Below are 26,010 nucleotides of genomic sequence, written 5' to 3' on the forward strand. Positions count from 1 at the left end.
AAACGCGCACGCCATCACCCTGCCGGGACACCGTACGGTGGACGGGCGCCCCGATATACTCGCGCCCCGCCCAATGCCCGGAAGACCGCGTGACCGCCGCCTCGCCACCGCGCCTGCTCCCGCTGAACATCCTTGCGCACAGCGCCACCACCGCGCTGGGCGCCGGGCTGGATGCGCAGCGCCAGGCGCTGGCACAAGGCCGCAGCGGCCTGCGCCGCAACGATTTCGGCGCCGACCCGCTGGACTGCTGGATCGGCCGCGTCGACGGCGTGGAGGAGGTGGCACTGCCGCCGGCACTGGCCGGCCTGGAATGCCGCAACAACGCATTGGCGTGGCTGGCGCTGCAGCAGGACGGCCTGCTCGACGCCGTGGCCGCGGTCGTCGCCCGCCACGGCGCCAGCCGCGTGGCGGTGGTGATGGGCACCTCCACTTCCGCCATCGGCGCCACCGAGGAGGCGTACGCGCGCCTGCACACCGACAGCGCCGGCGTGGCGCATTTCCCGCCGGAGCTGCAGCGCCCGCGCATCCACACCCCGCATGCGCTGGGCGATTTCGTCCGCGCCGCCACCGGGCTGCGCGGCCCCTGCGTGACCGTGGCCACCGCCTGCTCGTCGAGCGCCAAGGTGTTCGCGCAGGCTGCGCGGCTGATCCATGCCGGCTTCGCCGATGCCGCCCTGGTCGGTGGGGTCGATACCCTGTGCGGCAGCGTGCTGTTCGGCTTCCACTCGCTGCAGCTGGTCGCCACTGCGCCGTGCCAGCCGTTCGACGCGCGCCGCAGCGGGCTGTCGCTGGGCGAGGCCGGCGGCTATGCGGTGCTGGAACGCGCCGGCGCCGGCCCGGAGACCGCGCTGCAGCTGAGCGGATACGGCGAATCCAGCGACGCCCACCACATGTCGGCGCCGCATCCGCAGGGGCTGGGCGCGCGCCTGGCGATGCAGCAGGCGCTGCACAGCGCCGGACTCGAGCCCGCGCAGCTGGGTTACCTCAACCTGCACGGCACCTCGACCCCGGCCAACGACGGCGTCGAGGCCGCCGCGGTGGCGGCGCTGTTCCCGCCGTCGCTGCATGCCAGCTCGACCAAGGGCTGGACCGGCCACACCCTGGGCGCGGCCGGCATCGTCGAGTCGGTGTTCGCGCTGCTGGCCTTGTCCGACGGGCTGCTGCCGGGCACGCTCAACAGCACGGTTCCCGATCCGGCCTGCGGGCCGCAGATCCGGTTCGACAATGCGCGGGCGGATATCCGCCATGCGATGAACAACTCTTTCGGCTTCGGCGGCAACAACTGCTCGCTGGTGTTCGGCAAGGTGGGATGAGGCGCATGCGCGAAGCGGTCGTCGAAGGCATCGGATTCTGGGGCAGCGGGCTGCCCGACTGGGACGCGGCGTGCGCCTGGGCGCGGGTGGGCGTGCAGCCGGCGCAGGTGCCGGCGCGGCCGGCGCCGATGCTGCTGGCCGCCAACGAGCGCCGCCGCGCACCGGCCACCGTCGCAGTGGCGCTGGAAGCGGCACTCGCCGCCTGCGAGGCGGCCGGGCGCGAAGCGGCGGAGTTGCCGTCGGTGTTCACCTCCACCCATGGCGAGATGTCGATCAGCGACTACATGTGCACGACGCTGGCCAGCGACCCGCGCGCGATATCGCCGACCCGCTTCCACAACTCGGTGCACAACGCCGCCGCCGGCTACTGGACCATCGGCACCGGCGCGCACGTACCGGCCACCGCGATCAGCGCCGGCCGCGCCAGCTTCGCGCAGGGCCTGGTCGAGGCGATGGCGCAGCTGGCCGCCGGCAGCGAGGCGGTGCTGCTGGTCGCCTACGACGGCCCGGCGTGCGGGCCGCTCGGCGAAGTGGCCCCCAGCGAAGGCCTGCTCGGCGTCGCCCTGGTGCTGTCGCGCACGCCCTGCGCCGGGCTGCCGACGCTGCGCATGGCGCTGGAGCCATGCGCCGGCACCGACGCCGCCGATGATGCCGGGCCGTTGTCGCGGCGGCTGGCCGGCAATGCGATGCAGCCGGCGTTGCCGCTGCTGGAGGCGCTGGCGCTGGAACGCACGCAGGTGCTGCTGCCGGCCGGCCCGGACCAGGCGCTGCGGATCGACATCGGCCATGGCTGATTCCCGCATGTTGCGCCCGGACGACGTGGCGGTGGTGATCCCGGCGCTCAACGAAGCGCTGCGCATCCGCGAGGTCGTGAGCGGCGCGCTCGCGTTCTGCCCGCACGTGATCGTGGTCGACGACGGCTCCGACGACGGCACCGTCGAGTGCATCGCCGACCTGCCGGTCACCGTGCTGCGCCACGCGCGCCGCGGCGGCAAGGGCCAGGCGCTGCGCAGCGGGTTCGCCGAAGCCGTGCGGCGCGGCCTGCGCGGCGTGCTGACCATGGACGGCGACGGCCAGCACGCGGCGACCGACCTGCCACGGCTACTGGCCAGCGCCAACCGCCACCCCGGCTGCATCATCATCGGCGCGCGGCTGCGCAAGCGCGCCTCGCAGCCGCTGCTGCGGCGGCTGGCCAACGAGTTCGGCGACTGGGGCGTGGCCTGGGGCACGCACTACCAGGTCGCCGACAGCCAGAGCGGGCAGCGCTTCTACCCGGCCGGGGTGATCGCCATGCGCGACGTGCCCGGCGAGGACTTCGTGTTCGAGGCGCAGGTGCTGATCTCGGCGGCACGGCAACTGGGCACGCGCTGCGTGTCGGTGCCGATCGAATCGCGCTACCGCAGCGCCGACCGCGACGAGTGTTTCCGCCCCAGCCACTTCCGCCCGCTGCGCGATCTCACCCGGATCACCGTGCACATCGTGCGGCTGGCGCTGCGCCATGGCGACGTGCGCAGGGTCCACCGCAGCATCCGCGCCAACCCGCCGCTCATCGACGACACCCCGAGCGGGTGAACCGCGCCGCCGGCCGCTGGCCGCATCCGCCGGCGGCTCAGCCCATGCCGCCGTTGACGCCGATCACCTGGCCGTTGATGTAACCGGCGTCGTCGCTGCACAGGAACGCCACCAGCGCCGCCACTTCCTCCGGGCGGCCCGCGCGTGCGGCCGGTACGGTCTGCCTGATCAGCTCCGGCGGGAACGCATCGCCGGCCATCCGGCCTTCGATCACCCCCGGGGCGACGACATTGACGCTGATGCCGCGGCTGGCCATCTCCCGCGCCAGCGACTTCGAGGCCCCGTGCAACGCCGCCTTGGCCGCCGCGTAGTTGGTCTGGCCACGGTTGCCGAGCACCGCCGCCACCGACGAGACGCTGACGATGCGACCCCAGCGCGTGCGCGCCATCGGCAGCAGCAGCGGCTGGGTGACGTGGAAGAAACCGTGCAGCGACACGTCGATCACCCGCCGCCAGCGCGCCGCATCCATGCCGGCCATCGGTGCGTCGTCGTGCACCCCGGCGTTGTTGACCACGATCTGGATCGGGCCGTCGGCCAGCAGGCCGTCCAGCGCCGCCGCGGTGGCCTCGCCGTCGGCCACGTCGAAGGCAACCGCCTGTGCGCTGCCCCCGGCGGCGGCGATCTCCGCGGCCACGGCCTGCGCGCGCGCCAGGTTGCCGTTGGCATGCACGATCACGTGCGCGCCGGCCGCTGCCAGCCGCCGGCAGATCGCCCCGCCCAGGTCGCCACTGCCGCCGGTCACCAGCGCGCGTCGTTTGTTGTCGATGTCGGCCATGCCGGTGTTCCACTTCCGCTGCGAGCGCGCAGCCTGTCGCAAAGCGGCGGGCAGGGCAAGCCGGCGCGGACGCCCCCGGCGCCGCGCGCACGGGGGCATGGATGCGGCCGCGGTCAGCGCGCGGCGGTCCCGGCCGATGCCGGTGCCGGCTCCAGGTAGAGCGCGCGCAGCCGCGCCCGGTCGGCGGCGCCGACCCCGAGCTGCTGTTCCAGGTAGGCATCGATCGATCCATGGTCGGCACGGATCTGGTCGAAGGCGGCGCTGAGGTACATCGGATCGGTGCCCATCAGCGCACGCAGCGCCGGCTCGGGCAGGCGCGACAACGCGCTCATGCCCGGGTCCTGCGTGGCGGAGGCATCCATGCGCGTACGCAGGCGCTGCAGGCTGGGCACGCGCTGGCTCATCGCGTAGTCGTTGACCACCACGTCGGGGGCCACGCCCAGCGCGGTCAGTACCAGTGCGGCGAGCAGGCCGGTCCGGTCCTTGCCGGCGCTGCAGTTGAACAGCAGTCCGTCGCCCTGCTTGAGCACGTCGAACGCCTCGCGGTAGCGCGCGGCGAACGCGGCCGGCATCTGCCGGTAGAAAGCGGCCATCAACCGCAGCGCGGTTTCCTGCGGGTCGCCGCCCATGGCGAAGGCGCCTGCGAACGCCTTCATGTCGAAGTCCTGCTGGTAATCCCAGGCGATGTAGCGCCCGCCGCGGGCGATGCGCCCGGCCTGCGTCGGCGAATGGCTGCGCTCGCGGCTGTCGCGCAGGTCGCAGATGGCCGTGATGCCCAGCCGCTGCAGGTAGGCATAGTCGGTGTCGGTCAGGTCGGCCATGACCCCGCTGCGGTACAGCCGGCCCCAGCGCACGCTGCGGCCATCATCGGTGCGGTAACCGCCCAGGTCGCGGAAGTTCACCCCGCCCTGCAGCGGCAGCACGCGCTCGCCCAGGGTGGTCTCGTTGCCCTTGTTGTCGCCGATCCACACGTAGGGACGTACCCCGCTGGCGTGCTCCAGTTCGACGCGACCGGCACTGCCGGCCACGTCATCGCGCAGCGTGGCGCCGTCCACCGGCTTGCCCGGTGCGGGAGCCAGGCCGACGTCCAGCTTCTCGGCGGGCACCAGCGCACCGCTCCAGACCACGGCGATACGCGTCGGCGAAAGGCGCTCGATCTGTACGTCGGCCGGCAGGCGGGCGTGCGCGGCGGAGGCGAGCGAGGCCAGGGCAAGCGCCAGGGCGGTTTTCCTGCATTGCATGGGGTCGGTTCTCCCGTCGGTCAGAAGCGGATGCTGATTTCCGCGCCGAAGGTGCGCGGGTCGTTGAAAATGCCGTAGGTGCCCAGCGAGGTGCTGCTGCTCTTGTAGAACAGGTGTTGCTCGTCGAGCAGGTTGCGCGACCACAACGCGAACTCGGCGGTCGCGCCGGTGCCGTTGAGCGGCACGTCGATCAGCGCGACGCGCGCGTTGACCACGAACGAGCTGTCGGTGAGCGTCTGCTCGATCTCGCTGGTGTAGAAGCCGTCGGACCAGTTGCCATCGACATGGAACTTCAGCGCCGCGGCGCCGAGCGGCAGCAGGTAGTCCACCGCCAGGCTGCCGGCGTTCTTCGGCGCGTACAGCGGCAACACGGTCACCACCGGGTTGCCTTCCACATAGGGATTGGGTGCCTGCAGCGCGCCGATGTCGGTGTAGGCGTAGTTCAGGCTGAGCGTCAGGTAGTCCAGCGGCACGATGTTCAGCTCCACTTCCGCACCGCGCGAGGTGCCGGTGGTGGTGGCATTGGTGGTGTCGGAAACGGTACGGCTCTGCCCCGGCGCCAGCGGCAGGTAGAAATCCATCTGCTTGTTCTCGATGCGCGAATCGAACAGCGCCAGGTTCAGCCGCGCGCGGTTGTCCCAGAACTGCGATTTCAGGCCGAGCTCGAACGCGCTCACTTCCTCCGGCGCGAAGGCGCGGTAGCTGAACGAGCGCGAGTTCGCGCCGCCGGCCTTGAAGCCGGTGCTGTAGCGCAGGTAGGCCATCACCTCCCTGCCCAGGTCGTAGGCGATGTTGACCATCGGGTCGAAACGGCTCCACTTGCCGTCGAAGGCCAGGTCCGACGGCGCGTCGTTCAGGGTGCGCAGCACGCCTTCCTTCTTGTCGCGGGTCCAGCGGCCGCCCGCGGTCAGGTGCAGCCTGTCGAACGAGGCCGGCGTCCACGTCGCCTGGCCGAAGATGCCCAGGCTGTCGGTCCACGCCTTGCTGGCGCGGTCGATGCGGACCTTGCCCAGGTCCAGCGGCGCGTTGATCACCGTGTAGCTGCTGCCGTCCGCGTTCCAGCGCAGGGTGTTGGGCGTCTGCGCGTTGTCGGCCACCGCTTCCTTGTAGTAGAACGCGCCCACCGCGTATTCCAGGGTGTCGGTGTTGCCGATCAACTGCAGTTCCTCGCTGTACTGGTGCTGCCACAGCTGGGCCAGGCTGTAGCGTCCGAACTCGCCATTGGGCGCGAAGGTGGAGATCGCATCGACCAGGCCCTGGTCGAACTGGCTCTGCCGCAGCTCGCGGTACGAGCTGATCGATTTCAGCTGCAGCGTGTCCGAGAGCATCCAGTCCATCACCAGCAGGTGCCCGTCGGTCTTGCCGACGCTGTCTTCCTGAGGGCCGCCGAAGATGGATCCGTCGCGGCGCCCGGTCGACGCGCCTTCGCGCTGCGCCTGGCTGGCATACGGGCCGGCCACCAGCAGTTGCGCGTGGTATGGCGTGGTCGCGTCGTAGGAGTAGTCGTAGGCATAGGTCGCCTGGAAGTCGGCGCTGGGCTGCCACAGCGTGGTGAAGCGCAGGCCGCGCTTGTCGTAGGCGTTGAAGTCGCGCTGGCCGCGCATCGGGTTGTCGGTGGTGCCGCCGCGCGAGTCGAGCACGCCGTCCAGCTTGAAGCTGAAATCGCCCACGCGCGGAAGGTCCAGGTGTGCGCCAGCGTTGTAGCCGCCGTAGTTGGACACGCCGGCGGTCGCCTTCAGGCCGAATTCGCCGGTCGGCTGGCGGGTGATCACGCTGATCGCCCCGCCCTCGGTGTTGCGCCCGAACAGCGTGCCCTGCGGGCCCTTCAGCACTTCGATCCGCTCCACGTCGTACAGCGCCATGCCCAGGCCCTGCGAGCGGCCCAGGAACACGCCGTCCACGTACACGCCGACGCCGGCGTCGCGTGCCGGCTGGTTGGCATCGCCCGAGGCGCCGATGCCGCGCATGCCGATGTTCAGCGCCGAGGAGCGGGTGGCGAACGGCGCCACCCGCAGCGAGGGCACCGAGCCGTCGGCCAGGCTGGCCAGCGAGATCGCATGGCGGTCGGCCAGCGCTTCGGCGCCGACCACCGATACCGAAATCGGCGTTTCCTGCAGGTTGGTCTCGCGCTTCTGCGCGCTGACCACCACCGAATCCAGGGTGGTGGCCGCCATCGCTTCGAGGCCGGCGGCGGGCGCGTCTTCCGGGCGGTCGTCGGCGAACGCCGGCAGTGCCGCCGAGGCAACGGCCAACAGCACCGCGGCACGGGTATGCAGCACGCCGGCCACCGCTCGTGAAAGAGGATGGGTCATGGTCTGGGTACTCGTCGTAGGTAGGAGGCGCGACGGATTCTGGTGGCCGGAAATGACAGGTGAATGACCGTTCACCTGTCGTGGATTCGGTTACCCTGCGCGGCCAGAGCCATCCCGGGGCCATGCAGAACCGATGAGTCCGACCGCACCTCCGGCCGCCAGGCCGCCCTCCGAGTACGCGCAACAGCAACGCCGCCGCATCCTCGAGGCCGCGCGCAGGTGCTGCATCGGCAATGGGCTCGAAGCCACCTCGATGGCCGACATCGCCACCGAAGCGGGAATCAGCATCAGCCTGCTGTACCGGTATTTCGCCAACAAGCGCGCCATCATCCTGGCGATGGTGCAGATGCAGCTGGACGAGGACCGGCAGGGCCTGGACAAGGTGCCGGTCACCTCCGACTTCGTCGGCGAACTCATCACCGCCTACGCGGCGTGGGGCCGCGGCGCGCCGGACATGCGGCATGCCGGTCTGCTGTCGGAGATCAGCGCGCTGGGGCTGCGCGACGCGCAGGTGGCGGAGGTCCTGAACCGGTTCGAGCGCGAATCATGCGAAGACCTGGCGCAGTGGCTGCGGCGCCGGGCCGATGCCCGTGGCGTGGCCCTCGACCCGGAAGACGCGGCGCTGCGCGCGGTGTTCATGCGCTGCTTCATCAACGGCCTTGCCGTGCATGCGATCCACGATCCGGACATGGACACCGCGCGGCTGCGCGCGCTGCTGACACGGGCCCTGGCCCTGGGACTGGGCGACGACGCGCGCGACTGAGGCACGACCGCCGCGACCGCGGCTGGGTCAGTCCTGTCCGGGAAGCGGCCGCGGCTGCAGCATCACCGCGGCCCGGCCTGCGGCCAGCACGCGGCTGCCATGGGTGATGCGGAAGCCATACTGCTGGCTGTTTTCGGCCTCGGCCAGCACCTGTGCGGTCGCCTCGATGGCGCCGTCGAGATCGTCGATGCGTGCCACGTGCAGCTGCACGTCGCGCAGCGCCACCAGCACCCCGGGCACCACCGCGCCGCCACGCTGGCGCGCACGCAGGCCGCCATGCACCGCCATCGCCTGGGCGCCGTACTCGCACAGGTGGATCGCGCGCAGCCGGCCGTCGCTGCGCAGCGGATGCGCCGGGTCGCGGTGGTTGCGCGCGCGCAGGACGATGTCCGTGGCGGTCCACGCCAGCACTTCGTCCCACAGGCACATGTCGCCCTGGTGCGGCACCAGCTGCAGGATGTCCTCACGCGCCAGCATCGGCGGCCTCCTGCCAGGGATGGCGCGATATCAGCAGCGCCAGCACGAAGTTGCACACCACGCCCAGCGCCACGGTGGTACCGATCGCACGCAGCACCGGTATCGAGGACAGCCCGAGCAGGCTGAACACCAGCAGCGTCATCGCGCTGCACACCAGCAGCCCGTGCAGGGTACGCAGCTGGTCGTCGAGGCTGTCGCCGGCGTGCTCGAAGAACAGGCCGTAGTCCAGGCCCAGGCCGGCGGCGAGGATCAACCCGATCAGGTGGAACAGGTTCAGTTCGACGCCGCTGGCGCGCAGCAGCGCCAGCACCACCAGCGTGGTCAGCAGCATCGGCAGCAGCACCCGCAGCGCGCGCCGCGGCGAGCGCAGCGCCGCCCACACCGTGGCTGACAACAGCAGCACCGCCACCGCCAGCGCCATCAGCACGCGGCCGCGATACTCGGCCACCAGCGACTCGGAGGCATGCTTCAGGTCCAGCAGTTCGGCGCCATGCAGGCGCGCGCTGGTGGCCACCGCGGCCACGTCGTGCAGTCCGCTCAGCGACACCAGCGCGGTGGCGTGGCCATGGCCCTGCAGCAGCAGGCCATCGACCGCGGTGGCCAGTGGCGTGCCGTGCAGGTCCTGCGGCTGCAGCACCGGTGCGCCGCGGGCACGCTGCACGTCGGCGATGAACGGCTCGAAGGCGTCATCGCGGAACGGGGTTGCGGCCACCGCCGCGGCCAGCGCGCCGCGCAGCGTGGCTTCGTCCGGCAACCGCTGTTGCCGCTGGCGCTGCAGCGCGGCGCTGGGCAGGTAGCGCGCGGCCATGTCGTAGCGGTCCAGCGCGCCGTCGGCGACCAGCTGCTCCAGCACCGGCCGCAGGCCTTCGCTGGCAGCCAGCGCCGCCTGCGCATCGGCGCCCCGCACGGTGATCACGTAGCGCACGTCGGGCGCGCCGAGTTCGCCGCGCAGCTGCGCATCGCGCTGCAGGTCGGCCGGATCCACCGGCGTCAGCTTGCCCAGGTCGTTCTGCCAGAACGGCCCCGGCGCCCACACCAGCACCGCCAGCGCCGCAACCGCCAGCACCGCCAGCGACCGGCGTGGGCGCGGCAGCCGCCGGGTATGGCGCCACAACCGCGCCAGCCGCGCCGAATCGGCGAAGTCGCGGGTGGCCGGGTCGACCAGCGCCGGCAGCAGGTAACGCGTGGCCAGCGCCGCGGTGGCCAGCGCGGTGATGGTGAACACCGACAACTGCTTCAGGCCATCGACGCCGGAGAACAGGAAGGTGAGGTAGGCGATGCAGGTGGCGACCACCCCGGTGCCCAGGGTCGGCCACAGCGCGCGCACGTTGTCCCACGGCGAACGGCCCGGGCGTTCGTGGCTGAAGAAATGGATCGGATAATCCTGCACCACGCCGATCAGGGTGAACCCGAAGGCGATGGTGATGCCGTGCACGCCGTCGAAGGCCAGCGCCACCGCCGACAACCCGGCCAGGCCGGCGCTGGCCAGCGGCAGGAAACCCAGGATCGGCATCTTCCAGCTGCGGTAGGCGATCCACAGCAGCAGGATCATGCCGAGCGTGTCGATGGTGCCGATGGTGCCGGCCTCGCGCGCGGTGCGGTTGCCGATCTTCACCGAGAACGCGCCCGGCCCGCTCATCTCCAGGCGGCTGCCGCTGTCGCCGGCGATGCCCGCGAACGCGGCCGTGATGGTGTCCACCGCCTGCTGCTGCGCGCCGGGGTCGAAACCGGCCGCGCGCGTCTGCACCAGCAGCAGCGCCTGGCGGCCGCTGCGGTCGAACCAGACCTCGTCGATGCGTTGCGGCGCGTTGGCCGGCTGCAGCGCCTCGGCCACGCGCAGCACCTGCAACGTGGGATCGGACGGCAGCAGCGGCTCGACCAGCGCCCCGGCCGGCGAGCCCAGGTCCTGCAGCCGTGCCTGCAGTTCCTCGCCCAGGCGATCGGCGCTGAACGCATCGGCGGGCAGCGCGTCGATCAGGTAGCGATAGGGCAGCAGCCGCTCGGGAAAGGCCTCCAGCCCGGCCTGGCCGCCATTGGCGACCAGCTCGAACTGCGGGTCGTCCGCCAGCGCCTGGTGCAGTTGCCGCGACTGCTCGGCCAGTTGCTCCGGCGCGGCACCGGACAGCGCCAGCAGCAGCAGCCGCGCGCCCGGGCCTTCGCCCAGTTCGTCGAGCAGCAGCTTCTGTGCCGGGGTGCGTGCATCGGGCATGAACTTGCGCAGGTCGCCGCTGACCTGCATGCGCCCGCTCAGCCAGGCGGTGAGCAGGCCCAGCAGCAGCAACCAGGTGATCGCCAGGCCGATGCGCAGGCGCGGGGTGAGCTTCAACGCCGGCTCCCGTCCAGGCCCGGAGCGGCGACGGAACCGGCCTGCGCGCCGTCATGGCACAGCGCGGCCAGGGCATCGGCTTGGCGCACGCCATCGGCGGCAGTGGCCGCAGCACCCAGCAGGGTACGCTGCAGTTCGCCCCGCGCCGGCTGCGTTTCGATGCAGCGCAGCTCGCCGTCGCGCCCCCGCAGCGTCACCGCACGCACCCGCGCCGCCAGCGCCTGGGCCCTGGGCGTGAGCACCAGCTGCCAGCGCTGCGCGGTGCCCGACGCCTGCAGGCGGTAGGCCTGTTCGAGCGCGGCCAGGTCGCCGGACAGCAGCGCGCCGAAGCTGGCCTGCAGGTCCGACAGCTCCGGCACGCGCTGCAGCGAGAACACCCGCGGCGGCTTGCCGGCGCGGGCGATGCTGACCTTGCCATCGGCGATCGTGGTGGTTTCGGCATAGGGCACGCGCACTTCGCGCACCAGCGTGGCCGTGTCCGGGCGGCGGTAGCGGCCTTCGACCCGCAACGGTTCCTTCAGCAGCGCCGAGCCGCGCAGTTCGACGAAGCCGGTCTGGCTGGGCGCCGGCTGCGCCAACCGGCGCAGGATCCACCCCGCGTCAACGTCGGCCGCCATCGCCGGCGCGCTGGCCCAGGCGGCCAGCAGCGCCGCTGCCGTCAGGCGGCGCAGGAGGTGAGGCTTGGGAATGCCAGAAATCATAGAAATTGAACCAGTTCCAGGGAGCGCCGCGCAGGTGGTGTTCGAGCCTGCCGGCATAACGGTGAACCAGCGCCGACAGGGCCTCGGCCCGCTGCGCGCGCGGTACGTCGACCGCGGTCGCGAACGGCTCGAACAGCAGATCGTAGCGGTTGCCGCCGCGGTACAGGCCAAAGGCCAGCATCACCGGCGCCTTGAGCACGCTGGCGATCAGCCACGGTGCGGTCGGGAACGGCGCCGGCGTCCCGAGCAGCGGCGCTGCCAGCGCGGTTTCGCCCGGCCGCGCACGGTCCACCAGCAACGCCACCATCGCCCCTTCCTGCAGCGCCTGCTGGATCGCCAGCACCACCGCCGGCCCGCCCTGCCCGGCATCGATGATGCCCGCGGCCAGGCCGGGGTCGAGCTCGGCCAGCAGTTCGGTGATGGCGGCATTGTGGCCACGGTCCAGCAGCACGCGCAGTTTCAGGTCCGGCCGTTGCCGGCCCAGCGCGCGCAGCGCGTCGAAGCTGCCCAGGTGCGAGCCGAACAGCAGCACGCCGCGGCCTTCGTCCAGCCGCGCAAGCAGCTCGCCGGTGCCTTCGGTGCGGATGTCGAACAGGTCCATGCGCCCGCCGAGCAGGAACACCCGGTCGAGGATGGTGGCGGCGAAGGTGTGGATGTGGCGCGCCACGTCACGCAGCCGGGCGCGGCGGCCCAGCACGCGGCCGAGGTAGGCGCGCGAGGCGCGGCGCTCGCTGGCGCGTACCAGCAGGAAGTAACCGGTGATCGGATACAGGCAGAGCCGGGCGATGCCGCGCCCGCCGTGGCGGGCGATGGCCGCGATCAGGCGGATAGCGGCGCGGCCACCGCCCTCGGGGCGGCGCTTCCAGTCGGCATCGCTCATGCCACCGGTCCGCCGCCGGCCACCAGTTCACCGCGTGCAAGCAGTTCGTGGCCACGCCACACCCGGAACTTCCAGTGCGGCGCACCGCCGTCCAGTTCGATCCGTGCCTCCTGCCCGGGCAGCAGCGGCGCCATGAACTTCACCTGCGGCAGGCGCAGCGCGCCCAGCGGTCCCCCGGCCGCGGCCTCGACGGCGCGCATGACCTGCTCCAGCACCACCACGCCCGGCACCAGCGGCCGCCCCGGGAAATGGCCGGGCAGGCAGGGATGGTCGGGACGGATGCTGAACTGCATGGCAGGGTGGGTGGCGGCGGGGGCCACAGGATACCCGCGGCCCCGCCGGTTCAGCGCAGCAGGTCGCGCCAGAACGCCGGGCCCAGCTGCCCCATCTGGCGCACGAACTGGCCGGCACTGCGGTAGGGCCGGTGCGGGAACAAGCGGCAGCGCAGCGCGTATTCGGCGACGAAGAAGCCGCCGATCAGGCCCCAATCGGCGACGTTCGCCCACCACGACCATTGCGCGTGGCTCAGCGGCCAGCGCGGCTGGTGGCCGAACGCGGCCAGCAGGCCATCGGGCACCGCGCTCATCGCCAGCGCCAGGTTGATCGCCGCCAGCAGCGCCAGCAGCAGCGCCCAGGCCGCGGTCAGGCGCCGCGCATAGCGTTCCAGCGGCGGCTCGACCGGCACCCCGGCGCGTGCATGCAGCGCCTGCACGATGCGGGTGATCAGCGGTACCCGGCCGGACCGCAGCGAGCGCGCGAACCCCCAGGCCACCAGCAGCGGGAACACCACCGGCGGCGCCAGCAGCAGCATCCAGGCCCACGGCGAACGCCCCAGCCAGGCCAGCAGCAGTGCCGACGCCAGCAGCGCGGCCCAGGCCGGCGGCCGGCGGCGTGCGAGCGCATCGAGCAGGCACAGCAGCACCAGTCCGAACAGCGCCAGCGCGGCCCAGCCGCCCTCGCTGCGCAGGCTGGCCACGTGCGACAGGACCGGATAGGCAAGCAGCAGCAGGAGCCGCAGCAGTTGGGCGGCCGCCCCGTGGCCGGGCGCGTGGCCGGCACCGTTCATGGCGTTCAGGTGGTGCGGTGGGCCTGCACGTGCGCCGACAGCGCGCGCAGCGAGGCGAAGATGCGGCGGTTGTCGTCGTTGTCCGAACGCAACTGGAAGCCGTAGCGCTTGCCGATGGCCAGGGCCAGTTCCAGCGCATCGATCGAGTCCAGGCCCAGCCCGTCGTTGAACAGCGCCGCCTCCGGGTCGATCGCCGCGGGATCCACGTCTTCCAGGTTCAGGCTCTCGACCAGCAGTTCGGCCAGCTCGCGCTCGGCCTCGGTTTGTTGCGACATTGCCACTTCCATGAAGAGATTGATGCGCAACGATCCGGTATCGCCGCCCGCGGCGCAACCATGGCCACGACGGCGCGCGCGGTATCATGGCGGTTTCTGCAGCACCGATCCGCGCGCACGATGACGTCCCTGCTCCCCTGCACCGCTCCCGCTCCCACGTTCGCCCCCGCTGCCGGTCGCCCTGGCCGCCGGAGCGCGCGATGAACGCGGTTTCCGGCTTCGTGCCCGCCGCCGGGCTGGAGGTGGACTACGCCGACCCGGCGCAGCTGCCGGTGCTGCTGGCCGATCCGCGGGTGCTGGCGGTATTCGGTTTCCAGGCCGGCGACGGCGCGCCCGCCAGCGACGATCCGCGCTACCTGCAGGTCGGCCTGCAGCCGGACGGCGCACCGCGGCTGGAGGTCTGGCGCAGCACCGGTACGGTACACAGCGGCCGCGAGGCCGACGGCCTGGCCTGGGCCAGCGACGGCGCGCTGATGTTCGGCGCGCTGCAGATCGACGAATCGCGCCACGGCGGCATCCTCGAGGCCGGCGAGCACGCCTATGCGCGGCTGCTGTCGGCCCTGCCCGGGCAGGGCTATCCGCACCTGCTGCGGATCTGGAACTACCTGGACGCGATCACCGACGGCGATGGCGACGACGAGCGTTACCGCCAGTTCTGTGTGGGCCGCGCGCGCGGCATCGGCACCATCGATCCCGGCACCCTGCCGGCGGCGACCGCCATCGGCCGGCTCGACGGCGTGCGCGTACTGCAGGTCTACTGGCTGGCCGCACGCGTGCCGGGCACGCCGCTGGAAAACCCGCGCCAGGTCAGCGCCTGGCGCTATCCGCGCCAGTACGGCCCGCAGTCGCCCAGCTTCGCCCGCGGCATGCTGGCCGCACCGGGCAGCAGCTTGCCGCTGCTGCTGTCGGGCACTGCCAGCGTGGTCGGCCACGCCACCCTGCACGGCGAGGACACGCTGCGGCAGCTGGAGGAGACCTTCGCCAACCTCGATGCGCTGGTCGGCACCGCGCGCGCGCGCCTGCCGTCTCTGCCGGCGCATTTCGGCGCGGGCAGCCGGCTGAAGGTGTACGTGCGCGATGCGGCCGAGATCCCGGCGATACGGCAGGCGCTGGCGCGGCATCTGCCGCCGGAGGTGGCGTACATCGTGCTGCACGCCGAAGTGTGCCGGCGCGACCTGCGGGTGGAGATCGACGGGGTCCACGGCGCCTGACCGCGGTTGCGGTAGCCGTTGCCGTTGCTCCCCGCTTTTGACTGCCGGGTCCCCTTCCGAAGCGACGGAGCCGGCGGGAATAACCCGAAGGGCGACGCACATGGATGTGCGTCGTTTTTCTACGCGACAGGGATGTCGCGTAGAAAAATCCCGCCGGCGGAGTGGACCCGGCGCGCGTAGCGCGGCGGGCGCGTAGGCAGGGGCGTGTTTCTTTTGGCTACCTTTTCTTTGCACGAGCAAAGAAAAGTAGCTCGCGCCCCGAAGGGGAGCGAAAGCCTTTGATCCTGCTCCTGCCCTTGCTGTGCATCCCTTGGAGGTCTGTGCCAAAGCGATAGGCAGAGCCGGAGCCAACCATTAAGCGGAAGCTTGAAAGCAGAGCGTTCGCCCCTGCTTCGCTGGAGCGAGTTACTTCTCTTTGCTCGTGCAAAGAAAAGGTAGCCAAGAGAAAGCACGCCCTGCCTACGCGCCCACGGCACTGCGTGCCGCGGGTCCACTCCGCCGGTGGGATTTTTCGACGAGACATCCCTGTCTCGTCGAAAAACGACGCGCGTCCATGCGCGTCGCCCTTCGGGTTATTCCCGCCGGCTCCGTCACTGCGGAAGGGGACCCGGTAGTCAAAAGCCAGGGCAAAAACAAAATCACGGCAACGGCAACGGCAACGGCAACCGCAGAACTATTCCCCGCCCCGCAGCAACGCCAGCACCGCATCCCTCGGCAATTTCCCCGTCTCGTTGCGCGGCAGGCACGCCACCCGGCGCAACGGCCGCGGCAGGAACACCGGGTCCATACCCGCGCGCAGTTCGCGCAGGATGTCCGCCTCCTCACGCTCCGGTGCCACCACCAGCGCCGCGATGCGGCCGACCGGCTGGCCCGGCTCCGGATCCAGCTGCACCACCACCGCGTCGCGCACCCCGGACACCGCCTGCAGGCGGCGGGTCAGGTCACCCAGCGAGGCGCGCTTGCCGGCGATCTCCAGCAGGTCCGCACGCCGGCCGCGCAGCAGGAAGCGCCCTTCCGGCAGCAGCTCGACCAGATCGGCCAGCACTACCGGGCCGGGCAGATGCGGGGCATGGACCTGGGTGCCGTCCTCCTCCGCTACCAGGCGCACGCCCGGCAGCAGCGTCCACGCCTGTTCGCTGGCGGTGCGGCGGCGGGCGAAGATGCAGGTCTCGGTGGAACCGAACACTTCGCGCACTTCCGTGGCGAAGCACGCTTCGGCCGCCGCGGCCAGCGCCTGCGGCAGCGGCGCGGTGGCGGTGACGATGCCGGCCAGCGGCGGCAGCGCCACGCCCGATTCGACCAGCGCCTTGAGGTGCACCGGGGTGGTGACCAGCAGCCGCGGCGCCGGTACTTCGGCCAGCGCCTGCGCCACGTCCTGCGGGAAGAACGGGCGGCCGGCATGCAGTACCGCCGGCGCCAGCAGCGGCAGCAGCACCGACATCTCCATGCCGTACATGTGCTGCGGCGGCACCGTGGCGACCACCGCCGGGGTGCATCCGCCCCACAGGTCGCCCAGCGCCTGCAGGTTCTGCGCGGTGCTGGTCACGAACGCGCCCCAGGTCTTGGGGTTGGCGGCAGGCGCGCCGGTACTGCCCGAAGTGAAGCCGATGGCGACCTGCTGCGCCGCATCCAGCAGCGGGGCTTCGCCCGGCAGCCGCGGCAGCACCTCGGGCAACGCGAACCAGCCGTCCGGCAGGGGATCGGGCGCGCTGTCGCCCAGGCACCAGGCCTGGTCATGGCACCGCTGCACGTCGGCCACCACCGCCGGCGCGCGCGAGGGCGGCAGCAGGTTCACCTGGCCGCGCAGGGCGATCGCGCAGAAACCGACCAGGAAGCGATACCGGTCCTCGCACAGGTTGACCGCGTGGCGCCCGGGCGGCAGCAGCGCCGCCACCCCGCGTACATGCTCCAGGAACGTGGCCAGGTCGATCCGCGCGCCGGCCCCCGCCGCCAGCGGTCGTGCGGGGGCGCCAACGGCGAGGGGGTGCAGGCAGGAGGACATCGGATGGGCGGCGGGCACGCGGGACAACCTTGGGGGAAAACCGCCGCGGAACAGGGATGCGGCCGGCGCCCAGCATAGCCGCTGGCGGAAGCCGGACAAACGCGACGGCGGCACCGGGCAGCCACCGCGCCCGCCGCAGCCGCGGCTTGCCGGCCCGCCCATGACCTGTGGCCCAGCCCCGCAACGGGCCGGGCTGCTAGGCTTTGCCGGTTTTCTTCACCGGTGCCCGCGATGTCCAGATTCCTGCCCCTGTCCCTGCTGTTGTTGGCCGCCGCCGGCGGTGCCCATGCCGCACCCACGCCGATCACCATCGAACAGGCGATGGCCGACCCGGACTGGATCGGGCCGCCGGTGGAGTCGGCCTGGTGGTCGTGGAACGGCACGCAGGTCGAGTACGCGCTCAAGCGCAAGGGCAGCCCGGTGCGCGACACCTTCCGCCAGCCGGTGGCCGGCGGCGCGGCGCAGCAGGTCGCCGACGACCAGCGCGGCACCCTGGACGCGGCCGGCCGGGTCTACGACCGCCAGCGCCAGCGCATGGCCTTCGTGCGCAACGGCGACGTGTTCGTGCGTGACCTGCGCAGCGGTGCGCTGACCCAGCTCACGCGCGGCAACGAGCGCGCCTCGGGCGTGGACTTCGCCACCGATGGCGGGGTGATCTGGAACGTCGGCAACAGCTGGTACCACTGGACCCCCGGCACCGGCGGCATCGCCCTGGTCGCCCAGCTCAAGGCCGAGAAGAACCCGGCCGACGCACCCAAGGCCGACGTGCTGCGCGACCAGCAGATGCGCACGCTGGAGACCCTGCGCCGCGACCGCGCGCAGCGCGACGCACTGCGCGAACAGGGCGAGCGTTGGCGCCAGGCCGATCCGACCCGCGCGCCGGGCCCGCTTTACCTGGGCGCGGACGTGGAGATCGTGGACAGCGCGCTGTCGCCCGATGCCACCCACCTGGTGGTGGTGACCAAGCCGAAGAACTTCGAGGACGGCCGCGGCGGCAAGATGCCGCTGTACGTCACCGAATCCGGCTACGAGGAAACCGAGGACACCCGGACCCGCGTCGGCCGCAATGGTTTCGCGCCGCATGCGCTGTGGCTGGCCGACACCCGCACCGGCCAGGTCCGGCCGCTGCCGCTGGACGCGCTGCCCGGCATCGGCACCGATCCGCTGGCCGCGCTGCGCAAGGCCGCCGGCAAGGAACCGCTAAAGGGCAACCGCAGCGTGCAGGTGATGGGCGACTTCATGGGCGGCGGCATCCGCTGGAGCGCCGACGGCACACAGGCGGCGGTGATGCTGCGCGCCAACGACAACAAGGATCGCTGGATCGTCAGCGTCGGCGATGACGGCGGCCTGCACAACCGCCACCGCCTCACCGACCCGGGCTGGATCAACTGGGGCTTCAACGACTTCGGCTGGATGGCCGACGGCCGCACGCTGTGGCTGCTGTCCGAAGAGTCCGGCTTCTCGCACCTGTACACCCAGGCGGGGACCGCGCGGCCGCGCGCGCTGACCAGCGGCAAGTGGGAGGCCTCCGCGCCGGTGCCGTCGGCCGATGGCAAGGGCTTCTACGTGCTGTGCAACCGACAGGCGCCGCACGACTACGAGGTCTGCGGCGTCGATGCCGCCAGCGGCCAGGTGCGCGAGCTGACCAACCTCGACGGCGTGGAGGATTTCTCGCTCTCGCCCGACGGCCAGCAGCTGCTGGTGCGCTACTCCGGCGCCTACCTGCCGGCGCAGCTGGCGGTGGTGCCGGCCACGGGCGGCAGCGCGCGCGTGCTCACCGACACCCGCAGCGCCGAGTTCAAGGCGCGGCAGTGGATCCAGCCGCAACTGGTGGCGGTGCCGTCGCGGCATGGCGCCGGCGTGGTCTGGGCCAAGTACTACGGCCCGGCGCAGAAGGAGCCGGGCAGGAAGTACCCGATCGTGATGTTCGTGCACGGCGCCGGTTACCTGCAGAACGTGCACCAGCGCTATCCCACCTACTTCCGCGAGCAGATGTTCCACAACCTGCTGGTGCAGAAGGGCTACATCGTGCTGGACATGGACTACCGCGGCAGCGAGGGCTACGGCCGCGACTGGCGCACCGCCATCTACCGCAACATGGGCCATCCGGAACTCGAGGACTACCTGGACGGGCTGGAGTGGCTGGTGGACACCCAGCAGGGCGACCGCGACCGCGCCGGCATCTACGGCGGCTCCTACGGCGGCTTCATGACCTTCATGGCGCTGTACCGGGCACCGGGCACGTTCAAGGCCGGCGCCGCGCTGCGCCCGGTCGGTGACTGGCACCAGTACAACCACGGCTACACCAGCAACATCCTCAACACGCCGGACATCGATCCGGAGGCCTACCGCGTGTCCTCGCCGATCGAGTATGCCGAAGGCCTGCAGGACCACCTGCTGATCGCCCACGGCATGATGGATGACAACGTGTTCTTCCAGGATTCGGTCAACATGACCCAGCGCCTGATCGAGCTGCACAAGGACAACTGGTCGATCGCGCCGTACCCGCTGGAACGCCACGGTTACACCCGCGCCGATTCCTGGCTGGACCAGTACAAGCGCATCCTCAAGCTGTTCGAGGAAACGCTGAAGTAAGCGGCCGCGGCGGCCCTCGGCCGCCCTGGCTCCAGCCCCGCGGGAGCGGCAGTGCCGGCGGCCTGCCGCCGGCGTCGCTCCCCGGGCATCTCCCGCGACAGGAACCGGCCGTGCCTCCCATCCGCATCGTCACAGCGGTGATCCTCGACGACGCCGGCCGCGTGCTGGTGGTCCGCAAGCACGGCTCGGACACCTTCATCCAGCCTGGCGGCAAGCGCGAACCCGACGAAGACGCGCTGCACACGCTGGCGCGCGAACTGCACGAAGAGCTGGGCGTGACGCTGCGCCAGGCCCCGGTACGGGCGCTGGGCCGCTTCGAGGACGATGCGGTCAACGAACCAGGGCGGCGCGTGCAGGGCGAATCGTTCCTGGTGCAGGTGGACGGCACGCCGCATGCGCAGGCGGAGATCGCCGAACTGGTCTGGATCCCCCTGCGTCCACCCCACGGCGTGAAGCTGGCGCCGCTGAGCGAACGCCACGTACTGCCGGCGGCATGGCGGCTGGCGGGGGCTGGGCAACCGGGCTGAAGCCGGCGATAGTGCGCCCACCGCCACCACCAGCGCATCGCGTGATCCAGCCCGTCCCGCCGCCTCTCCGTCCCGCGTCCGCATCGGCCGCCGGCTTCATCGATGTCACCGCCCGCCTGTCGCTGGCGATGGCCGTGCTGTCCATTGCCTGGAGCCTGTTCCAGCTGCTGCTGGTCGTCCTCCTGGACCGGCTCGACCCGCTGGACTGGCTGCAGCGGCAGGGGCTGCCGGTGCCGGCGGCGCTGCAGTGGACCGCGCAGCATGCGCTGTCGCTGACCGTGCTGATGCTGCTGCTGTGCGTGGCCCTGCTCGCGGTGTCGTGGGCGATGTTGCGACGCTACGAGTGGGGGCGGATCGGCTTCATCGTGTTCCTGGTCGGGGTGGCCCTGGCCAACTTCGCCATGCTGCCGCTGGTGGACGGCATGTTCACCGCGATGCAGGCGATCATGCCGCCCGGCTTCCATGACTCGCCCGATGGTCGCCACGCGATGGCCCAGATGCAGGCCAGCCGCTGGACCGCCCTGATCAGTGCCGGCGTCACCGCGCTGGCGTTCGCCGGCCTGCACGCCTGGCTGGTGGTCAAGCTGTGCCGCGACGAGGTCCGCGCACTGTTCCGCTGAGCGCCTGCGCTACAGTACGCGCATGGACGATTTCGAACGCGTACGCGACTACCTCACCGGTCTGCAGGACCGTATCTGCCAGGCCATCGAATCCGCCGATGGCCGCGCCCGCTTCGTCGAGGACCGCTGGCAGCGCGCCGATCCCGGCACGCATCCCGGCGCACCCGGCTCCGTTGCCAGCCCCTTGCTTGGCGGCGGCGGCCGCACCCGCGTGCTGCGCGACGGCGCGGTGTTCGAACAGGCCGGCATCGGCTTCTCCGACGTTTCCGGCACCCGCCTGCCGCCGTCGGCCTCGGCGCACCGCCCGGAACTGGCTGGCGCCTCGTGGCGCGCCTGCGGCGTATCGCTGGTGTTCCATCCGCTCAATCCCTACCTGCCCACCACCCACGCCAACGTGCGCTACTTCCAGGCCGAACGCGACGGCAAGGCGGTCGCGGCCTGGTTCGGCGGCGGCTTCGACCTGACCCCGTTCTATCCGTTCGACGAGGACGTGCGCCACTGGCACCAGGTCGCGCACGACGTGTGCGCGCCGTTCGGCGCCGGGCGCTACGACGCGCACAAGCGCTGGTGCGACGAGTACTTCTTCCTCAAGCACCGCAACGAGACCCGCGGTGTCGGCGGCCTGTTCTTCGACGACCTGCAGGGTGATTTCGAAGCTGATTTCGCCTACATGCGCGCCGTGGGCGACGGCTTCCTCGACGCCTACCTGCCGATCGTCGCGCGCCGCAGGGACATCCCGTACGGCGAGCGCGAGCGCGAGTTCCAGCTGTACCGGCGCGGCCGCTACGTCGAGTTCAACCTGGTCTACGACCGCGGCACGCTGTTCGGCCTGCAGAGCGGCGGGCGCAGCGAGAGCATCCTGATGAGCCTGCCCCCGCGCGTGCGCTGGGAGTATGGCTACCAGCCCGAGGCCGGCAGCGACGAGGCGCGGCTGGCCGCGTACCTGGTTCCACGCGAGTGGCTGTGACCGCGGCACGGCCGGCCGCGTAGCCGGCGGCCGTCAGCCGGGCCCCTGCCCGTCCTGGCGGCGCGGCACGATGGTGATGTGGCCGTTGGTTTCCAGCAGCGCCAGTTCGACGTCCTCGATGCCACGGCATCCCTGCTGGCGCATGGCCGCGTCGAAATCGGAAGACGTGATCAGTTCGCGCCGCAGTACCGAGTCCAGCAGGCGGCCGTCGCGCGCGATCAGTACCGGCTCGCCCTCGACCAGGCGCTCCACGCGCCGGCTGCGGGTGGCGAGCCAGCCCACCGCATAGTTGATCGTGATCAGCGTCGCGGCCAGCAGCAGGCCACCGGCCAGCGAGGTGTCCTGCCCGAGCAGCGCGTTCTGTACCGCATTGCCCAGCAGCACGATCAGCAGCACGTCGAACGGCGTGATCTGCCCCAGCGCGCGCTTGCCGCTCAGCCGCACCATTCCCAGCACCACGGCATAGACCACGACCGCGCGCAGGATGAATTCCCACCACGGCATCGCCAGTGCGAACATGTCCGACATCGGTCTGCACCCCCTTCCTGTACGTTCCCCATGATGCACAGCCCGCCACGCCCGCGCACGATGGATGCGCCGGGGCGAGCACAAAAAAAAAGCCCCGCCGACCAGGGGGGGGGTCGACGGGGCGGGAGGAGCGGCGATTTGGGGAGGAATCCCCGCTCCGAGATCTGCTCCAGGGGATGGGAGAGATCCGCGACAGGCGTTGCACCTGTCACGGTCTATATGACCACCGCGTACATTGATGGTTCGTGAAGAATGGCTATTTATCTCCGGATGATTAAGGAGTGATTCATCCGCAAAACGCGGTGCGCCGCCATTGCATATTGCATGCACGATGCAACGTTCCAGCAATGGGTGGATTCACCTGAAATCCGTGCTGCCGATCGCAAACCGGATGGCATGCATCACGAAACGCACTGGATGCCATTCGACGCGTAAATAGTTTCGATATCGTGAAATCCGGGGCCCGGCATCGGCAGCTCCGCATCCGTTGCGCCCTGCGCGCCTGCATTCCGGGCACGCCAGCGCAGGCAGGGCCTCCACCGCGCCGCCACGCGGCGCCGGTGGAGCAAGGCAAGCGATGCCTAGTGCGCTTCGTCCCAATTGTCGCCGACGCCGGTATCGACCACCAGCGGCACCCGCAACCGGGCCGCGCCGGCCATGCGCGATTCAACTTCCGCGCGCAGCGTGTCGATGAAATCCACGTCGGCCTCGAACACCAGTTCGTCGTGCACCTGCAGGATCATCTGCGCACGCGCGCGGTGGCCGGCCAGCCAGTCATCCACGCTGACCATCGCGCGCTTGATGATGTCCGCGGCGGTGCCCTGCATCGGCGCGTTGATCGCGGCGCGCTCGGCCCCGGCGCGCAGGCCCTGGTTGCGCGCATGGATGTCGTTCAGGTACAGGCGGCGGCCGAACAGGGTTTCCACGTAGCCCTGCTCGCGCGCCTGCACGCGCATGCGCTCCATGAAGTCGCGCACCGCCGGGTAGCGGCTGAAATACAGCGCCACGTAGTCCTGCGCCTGGCCGCGGTCGATGCCCAGGTTCTTGGCCAGGCCGAACGCGCTCATGCCGTACATCAGGCCGAAGTTGATGGCCTTGGCGGCGCGGCGCTCGTTCGCGCTGACGTCCTCCAGCTTGCGGCCGAACACCTCGGCGGCAGTGGCACGGTGCACGTCCACGCCCTGCTCGAAGGCACGGATCAGGCCGGGGTCCTCGGACAGGTGCGCCATGATGCGCAGTTCGATCTGCGAATAGTCGCAGGCCATCAGCCTGCGTCCCGGCGGCGCGACGAAGGCCTTGCGGATGCGGCGGCCATCGTCGGTGCGGATCGGGATGTTCTGCAGGTTGGGATCGGACGAGGACAGCCGCCCGGTGGCGGCGCCCGCCTGGTGGTAGCTGGTATGCACGCGGCCGGTGTCGGGATTGACCATCTCCGGCAGCTTGTCGGTATAGGTGCTGCGCAGCTTGGCCAGGCCGCGGTATTCCAGGATCACGCGCGGCAGCTCGTGCTGCTCGGCGATGGCTTCCAGCGCCTCCTCGTTGGTGCTCGGCTGGCCCTTGGGCGTCTTCACCAGCGCCGGCAGGCCCAGCTCGTCGAACAGCACCGCCTGCAGCTGCTTGGGCGAATCCAGGTTGAAGCTGCGCCCGGCCAGTGCGGTGGCCTTCTGCTGCGCGGCGAGCATGCGCGCGGACAGGTCGGCGCTCTGCCGCCGCAGCTCGGCGCTGTCGATGCACACGCCGTTGGCCTCGATGCGCGCCAGTACCGGCACCAGCGGCATCTCGATCTCGCGGTACACCTTTTCCAGCGCCGGTTCGGCGGCCAGCTGCGGCGCCAGCGCGCGATGCAGGCGCAGGGTGATGTCCGCGTCCTCGGCGGCGTAGTGGCCGGCCTCGTCGATGCCGACCTGCGAGAACGAGATCTGCTTGGCGCCCTTGCCGGCGACGTCCTCGAACTTGGTCGTGGTGTAGCCCAGGTAGCGCTGCGCCAGCGAATCCATGTCGTGGCGGGTGGCGGTGGAATTGAGCACGAAGCTCTCCAGCATGGTGTCGTCGGCGTAGCCGCGCACCTCCACGCCGTGGCGCCGCAACACGTGGATGTCGTACTTGCCGTGCTGGCCGAGCTTGCGCCTGCCGGCGTCCTCGAGCAGCGGCCGCAATGCGTCCAGCACCTGCGCCGACGGCAACTGCGCGGGCGCGCCCGGGTAGTCGTGGCCGACCGGGATATAGGCACCGGTACCCGGCTCGACCGCCAGGCTCACGCCGACCAGCCGCGCGCGCATCGCGTCCAGCGCATCGGTCTCGGTGTCGAAGGCGAATTCGGGCGCCGCCTGCAGGCGCTCGACCCAGGCACGCAGCCGTTCATCGGTGAGCACGGTCTCGTACTCGCCCTTGCCCGCCATCGCCGGGTCGGTCACGGGCGGCGCCGGGCCGTCCCCGCCACGCGCGAAGCCGGCGGCGGTGCCGCGCAGGCTGACCTTGGCCTCGTCGGCCGCGGCCGGTGCCGCGATGCCACCCAGTTCACGCAGCGCCTGGGTGAAGCCGTAGCGGCCGTACAGTTCGCGCAGGCTGTCCACGTGCTGCTCGCGCAGGCGCAGGTCACGCGGCCCCTGCTCCAGCGCCACGTCGGTGCGGATGGTGACCAGCTCGCGGTTGAGCGGCAGCCGCGGCAGCGCCGCGCGCAGGTTATCGCCGATCTTGCCCTTCATGGCGGCCGCGGCGGCCATCACGCCGTCCAGGTCGTTGTACTCGGCCAGCCACTTGGCCGCGGTCTTGGGGCCGCATTTGTCCACGCCGGGCACGTTGTCCACGGCGTCGCCCATCAACGCCAGGTAATCCACGATCTGGTCGGCGCGCACGCCGAACTTGTCCATCACCGCGGCATCGGAATCGGTCCGGCTGCCGGTCATGGTGTTGACCAGGATCACGCCCGGGCGCACCAGCTGGGCGAAGTCCTTGTCGCCGGTGGAGATGGTCACCTCCAGCCCGTCGGCGGCGCCGGCCAGGGCCAGGGTGCCGATCACGTCATCGGCCTCCACGCCGGGCACGCGCAGGATGTCGATGCCCAGCGCGTGCACGATGTCGCACATCGGCTGCACCTGGGCACGCAGTTCATCGGGCATCGGCGGGCGGTTGGCCTTGTACTCGGCGTACAGGTCGTCGCGGAAGGTCTTGCCCGGGGCGTCGACCACGAAGGCCACGTAGTCGGGCTTTTCCTTCAGCGTGGCGCGCAGCATGTTGACCACGCCGAACAGCGCGCCGGTGGGCTCGCCGGCGGCATTGGACAACGGCGGCAGCGCGTGGAACGCGCGGTACAGGTAACTGGACCCGTCGATCAGGACTAATCTGCTCATGCGACGATTCTACGCGGTCGGCCTGCGCACGACGCGCGCACTGGCCGCAGGCAGGCATAATCAGGAGACACCGATGCGAGGAGCCGCCGTCATGAAACACCTGCTGCTGATCCCCCTGCTCGCCCTGGCCGGTTGCGCCAGCATGGGCCGGGACGCCGATGCGCCGCCGGTCGACGTGACCGGCGCCGACGTCACCCGCCGCAGCCTCGACAACGGCGACACCATCGAGGAATACCGCGTCGGCAGCCAGCTGCGCATGGTCAAGGTCACCCCCGCGCGCGGGGCGCCGTTCTATCTTTACGACCGCAATGGCGACGGCCGCCTGGACAACGACAAGGACGGCGTGTCGCCGGTCTACTGGAAGCTGTACAGCTGGTGATCGCCTCGGCCGCCGCGGCGGGCATGGCCTGCCGCGACCGGCACCGGCGGACACGGAAAAGCCCCCTTCGGCAACAATGGCATTGAAGGGGGTACGCTGAAAACGGGGAAAGGGCGGCAGCCTTGTCCGC

Annotated in this window: 23 protein-coding genes; 10 read left to right on the forward strand and 13 right to left on the reverse strand. The window is 71.1% G+C overall.

Going from position 1 to position 26,010, the window contains the following annotated elements; translation table 11 throughout:
- The first annotated feature begins 113 nt into the window (after positions 1-113).
- Genes ABB33_RS02065 through ABB33_RS02075 form a run of 3 tightly spaced genes read left to right on the forward strand, consistent with a single transcriptional unit; the run spans position 114 to position 2,885 of the window.
- Positions 114-1,313 carry a beta-ketoacyl-[acyl-carrier-protein] synthase family protein gene (locus tag ABB33_RS02065; RefSeq protein ID WP_056930992.1) on the forward strand — a complete coding sequence of 400 codons (1,200 nt, stop codon included), beginning with the start codon at positions 114-116 and terminating at the stop codon, positions 1,311-1,313.
- Between the two features lie 5 nt (positions 1,314-1,318).
- Positions 1,319-2,107, forward strand: a complete 789-nt coding sequence (locus ABB33_RS02070) for a beta-ketoacyl synthase chain length factor (RefSeq protein WP_056930965.1) — start codon at positions 1,319-1,321, stop codon at positions 2,105-2,107.
- Positions 2,100-2,885: a glycosyltransferase family 2 protein gene (locus ABB33_RS02075; RefSeq protein WP_054668313.1), complete on the forward strand. Its 786-nt coding sequence runs from the start codon at positions 2,100-2,102 to the stop codon at positions 2,883-2,885. The genes ABB33_RS02070 and ABB33_RS02075 overlap by 8 nt, the downstream gene beginning before the upstream one ends.
- A gap of 37 nt (positions 2,886-2,922) precedes the next feature.
- Here the strand turns inward: ABB33_RS02075 and fabG are convergent, their stop codons facing one another.
- The 3 genes from fabG to ABB33_RS02090 form a co-directional block, all read right to left on the reverse strand.
- Entirely contained in the window at positions 2,923-3,660 is a 738-nt protein-coding gene (gene fabG / locus ABB33_RS02080) for a 3-oxoacyl-ACP reductase FabG (RefSeq protein WP_056930993.1), read from the reverse strand.
- A gap of 113 nt (positions 3,661-3,773) precedes the next feature.
- Positions 3,774-4,901, reverse strand: coding sequence for a tyrosine-protein phosphatase (locus ABB33_RS02085; protein ID WP_056930966.1), 1,128 nt, complete (start codon positions 4,899-4,901; stop codon positions 3,774-3,776).
- Positions 4,902-4,921: 20 nt separating this feature from the next.
- A complete protein-coding gene (locus ABB33_RS02090; RefSeq protein ID WP_056930967.1) occupies positions 4,922-7,213 on the reverse strand; it encodes a TonB-dependent receptor in 2,292 nt (763 codons plus the stop codon).
- Between the two features lie 133 nt (positions 7,214-7,346).
- On the opposite strand from ABB33_RS02090, the gene ABB33_RS02095 reads away from it, so the two are divergent.
- Positions 7,347-7,976, forward strand: a complete 630-nt coding sequence (locus tag ABB33_RS02095) for a TetR/AcrR family transcriptional regulator (protein ID WP_054668318.1) — start codon at positions 7,347-7,349, stop codon at positions 7,974-7,976.
- Positions 7,977-8,003: 27 nt separating this feature from the next.
- Here the strand turns inward: ABB33_RS02095 and ABB33_RS02100 are convergent, their stop codons facing one another.
- From ABB33_RS02100 to ABB33_RS02130, 7 genes are read right to left on the reverse strand one after another with little or no spacing between them, the layout of a single operon-like run.
- On the reverse strand, positions 8,004-8,453 hold the full coding sequence (locus ABB33_RS02100) for a hotdog family protein (protein WP_056930968.1): 450 nt from the start codon (positions 8,451-8,453) through the stop codon (positions 8,004-8,006).
- Positions 8,440-10,779, reverse strand: coding sequence for an MMPL family transporter (locus tag ABB33_RS02105; protein ID WP_056930969.1), 2,340 nt, complete (start codon positions 10,777-10,779; stop codon positions 8,440-8,442). Before ABB33_RS02105 ends, ABB33_RS02100 begins: the two co-directional genes overlap by 14 nt.
- Entirely contained in the window at positions 10,776-11,396 is a 621-nt protein-coding gene (locus ABB33_RS02110) for a LolA-related protein (protein ID WP_054668323.1), read from the reverse strand. Before ABB33_RS02110 ends, ABB33_RS02105 begins: the two co-directional genes overlap by 4 nt.
- The gene (locus ABB33_RS02115) at positions 11,380-12,360 is read right to left on the reverse strand and encodes a lysophospholipid acyltransferase family protein (protein WP_056930970.1); all 981 of its coding nucleotides are present in this window, start codon (positions 12,358-12,360) and stop codon (positions 11,380-11,382) included. The genes ABB33_RS02110 and ABB33_RS02115 overlap by 17 nt, the downstream gene beginning before the upstream one ends.
- Positions 12,357-12,653 (reverse strand): ApeI family dehydratase, encoded by a 297-nt coding sequence (locus tag ABB33_RS02120; RefSeq protein WP_056930971.1) that lies wholly within the window; start codon positions 12,651-12,653, stop codon positions 12,357-12,359. The genes ABB33_RS02115 and ABB33_RS02120 overlap by 4 nt, the downstream gene beginning before the upstream one ends.
- A gap of 50 nt (positions 12,654-12,703) precedes the next feature.
- Positions 12,704-13,426: a hypothetical protein gene (locus ABB33_RS02125; RefSeq protein ID WP_056930972.1), complete on the reverse strand. Its 723-nt coding sequence runs from the start codon at positions 13,424-13,426 to the stop codon at positions 12,704-12,706.
- Between the two features lie 5 nt (positions 13,427-13,431).
- Positions 13,432-13,701 (reverse strand): phosphopantetheine-binding protein, encoded by a 270-nt coding sequence (locus ABB33_RS02130; RefSeq protein WP_054668824.1) that lies wholly within the window; start codon positions 13,699-13,701, stop codon positions 13,432-13,434.
- A gap of 200 nt (positions 13,702-13,901) precedes the next feature.
- Here ABB33_RS02130 and ABB33_RS02135 point away from each other — a divergent pair, with 200 nt between their 5' ends.
- Positions 13,902-14,912 carry a chorismate transformation FkbO/Hyg5 family protein gene (locus ABB33_RS02135; RefSeq protein ID WP_056930973.1) on the forward strand — a complete coding sequence of 337 codons (1,011 nt, stop codon included), beginning with the start codon at positions 13,902-13,904 and terminating at the stop codon, positions 14,910-14,912.
- 673 nt (positions 14,913-15,585) lie between these two features.
- Here the strand turns inward: ABB33_RS02135 and ABB33_RS02140 are convergent.
- On the reverse strand, positions 15,586-16,914 hold the full coding sequence (locus ABB33_RS02140; RefSeq protein WP_056930974.1) for an AMP-binding protein: 1,329 nt from the start codon (positions 16,912-16,914) through the stop codon (positions 15,586-15,588).
- 231 nt (positions 16,915-17,145) lie between these two features.
- Between ABB33_RS02140 and ABB33_RS02145 the strand changes: the two genes are divergently transcribed.
- From ABB33_RS02145 to hemF, 4 genes are all read left to right on the forward strand, one after another.
- Entirely contained in the window at positions 17,146-19,509 is a 2,364-nt protein-coding gene (locus tag ABB33_RS02145; RefSeq protein WP_082594942.1) for a S9 family peptidase, read from the forward strand.
- A gap of 110 nt (positions 19,510-19,619) precedes the next feature.
- On the forward strand, positions 19,620-20,036 hold the full coding sequence (locus tag ABB33_RS02150) for an NUDIX hydrolase (protein ID WP_056930975.1): 417 nt from the start codon (positions 19,620-19,622) through the stop codon (positions 20,034-20,036).
- A gap of 41 nt (positions 20,037-20,077) precedes the next feature.
- Positions 20,078-20,656 (forward strand): hypothetical protein, encoded by a 579-nt coding sequence (locus ABB33_RS02155; protein ID WP_152984925.1) that lies wholly within the window; start codon positions 20,078-20,080, stop codon positions 20,654-20,656.
- A 22-nt stretch (positions 20,657-20,678) separates the two neighbouring features.
- Positions 20,679-21,623 (forward strand): oxygen-dependent coproporphyrinogen oxidase, encoded by a 945-nt coding sequence (gene hemF / locus ABB33_RS02160; RefSeq protein ID WP_056930976.1) that lies wholly within the window; start codon positions 20,679-20,681, stop codon positions 21,621-21,623.
- Between the two features lie 33 nt (positions 21,624-21,656).
- Here the strand turns inward: hemF and ABB33_RS02165 are convergent, their stop codons facing one another.
- Together ABB33_RS02165 and polA are read right to left on the reverse strand one after the other, a co-directional pair.
- Entirely contained in the window at positions 21,657-22,151 is a 495-nt protein-coding gene (locus ABB33_RS02165; protein WP_056930977.1) for a DUF421 domain-containing protein, read from the reverse strand.
- Positions 22,152-22,732: 581 nt separating this feature from the next.
- Positions 22,733-25,501, reverse strand: coding sequence for a DNA polymerase I (gene polA / locus ABB33_RS02170; RefSeq protein WP_056930978.1), 2,769 nt, complete (start codon positions 25,499-25,501; stop codon positions 22,733-22,735).
- 91 nt (positions 25,502-25,592) lie between these two features.
- Between polA and ABB33_RS02175 the strand changes: the two genes are divergently transcribed.
- Entirely contained in the window at positions 25,593-25,880 is a 288-nt protein-coding gene (locus ABB33_RS02175) for a DUF2782 domain-containing protein (protein ID WP_054668340.1), read from the forward strand.
- The last annotated feature ends 130 nt before the right edge of the window (positions 25,881-26,010 follow it).

The organism is Stenotrophomonas acidaminiphila (assembly GCF_001431595.1).
Taxonomy (GTDB): domain Bacteria; phylum Pseudomonadota; class Gammaproteobacteria; order Xanthomonadales; family Xanthomonadaceae; genus Stenotrophomonas; species Stenotrophomonas acidaminiphila.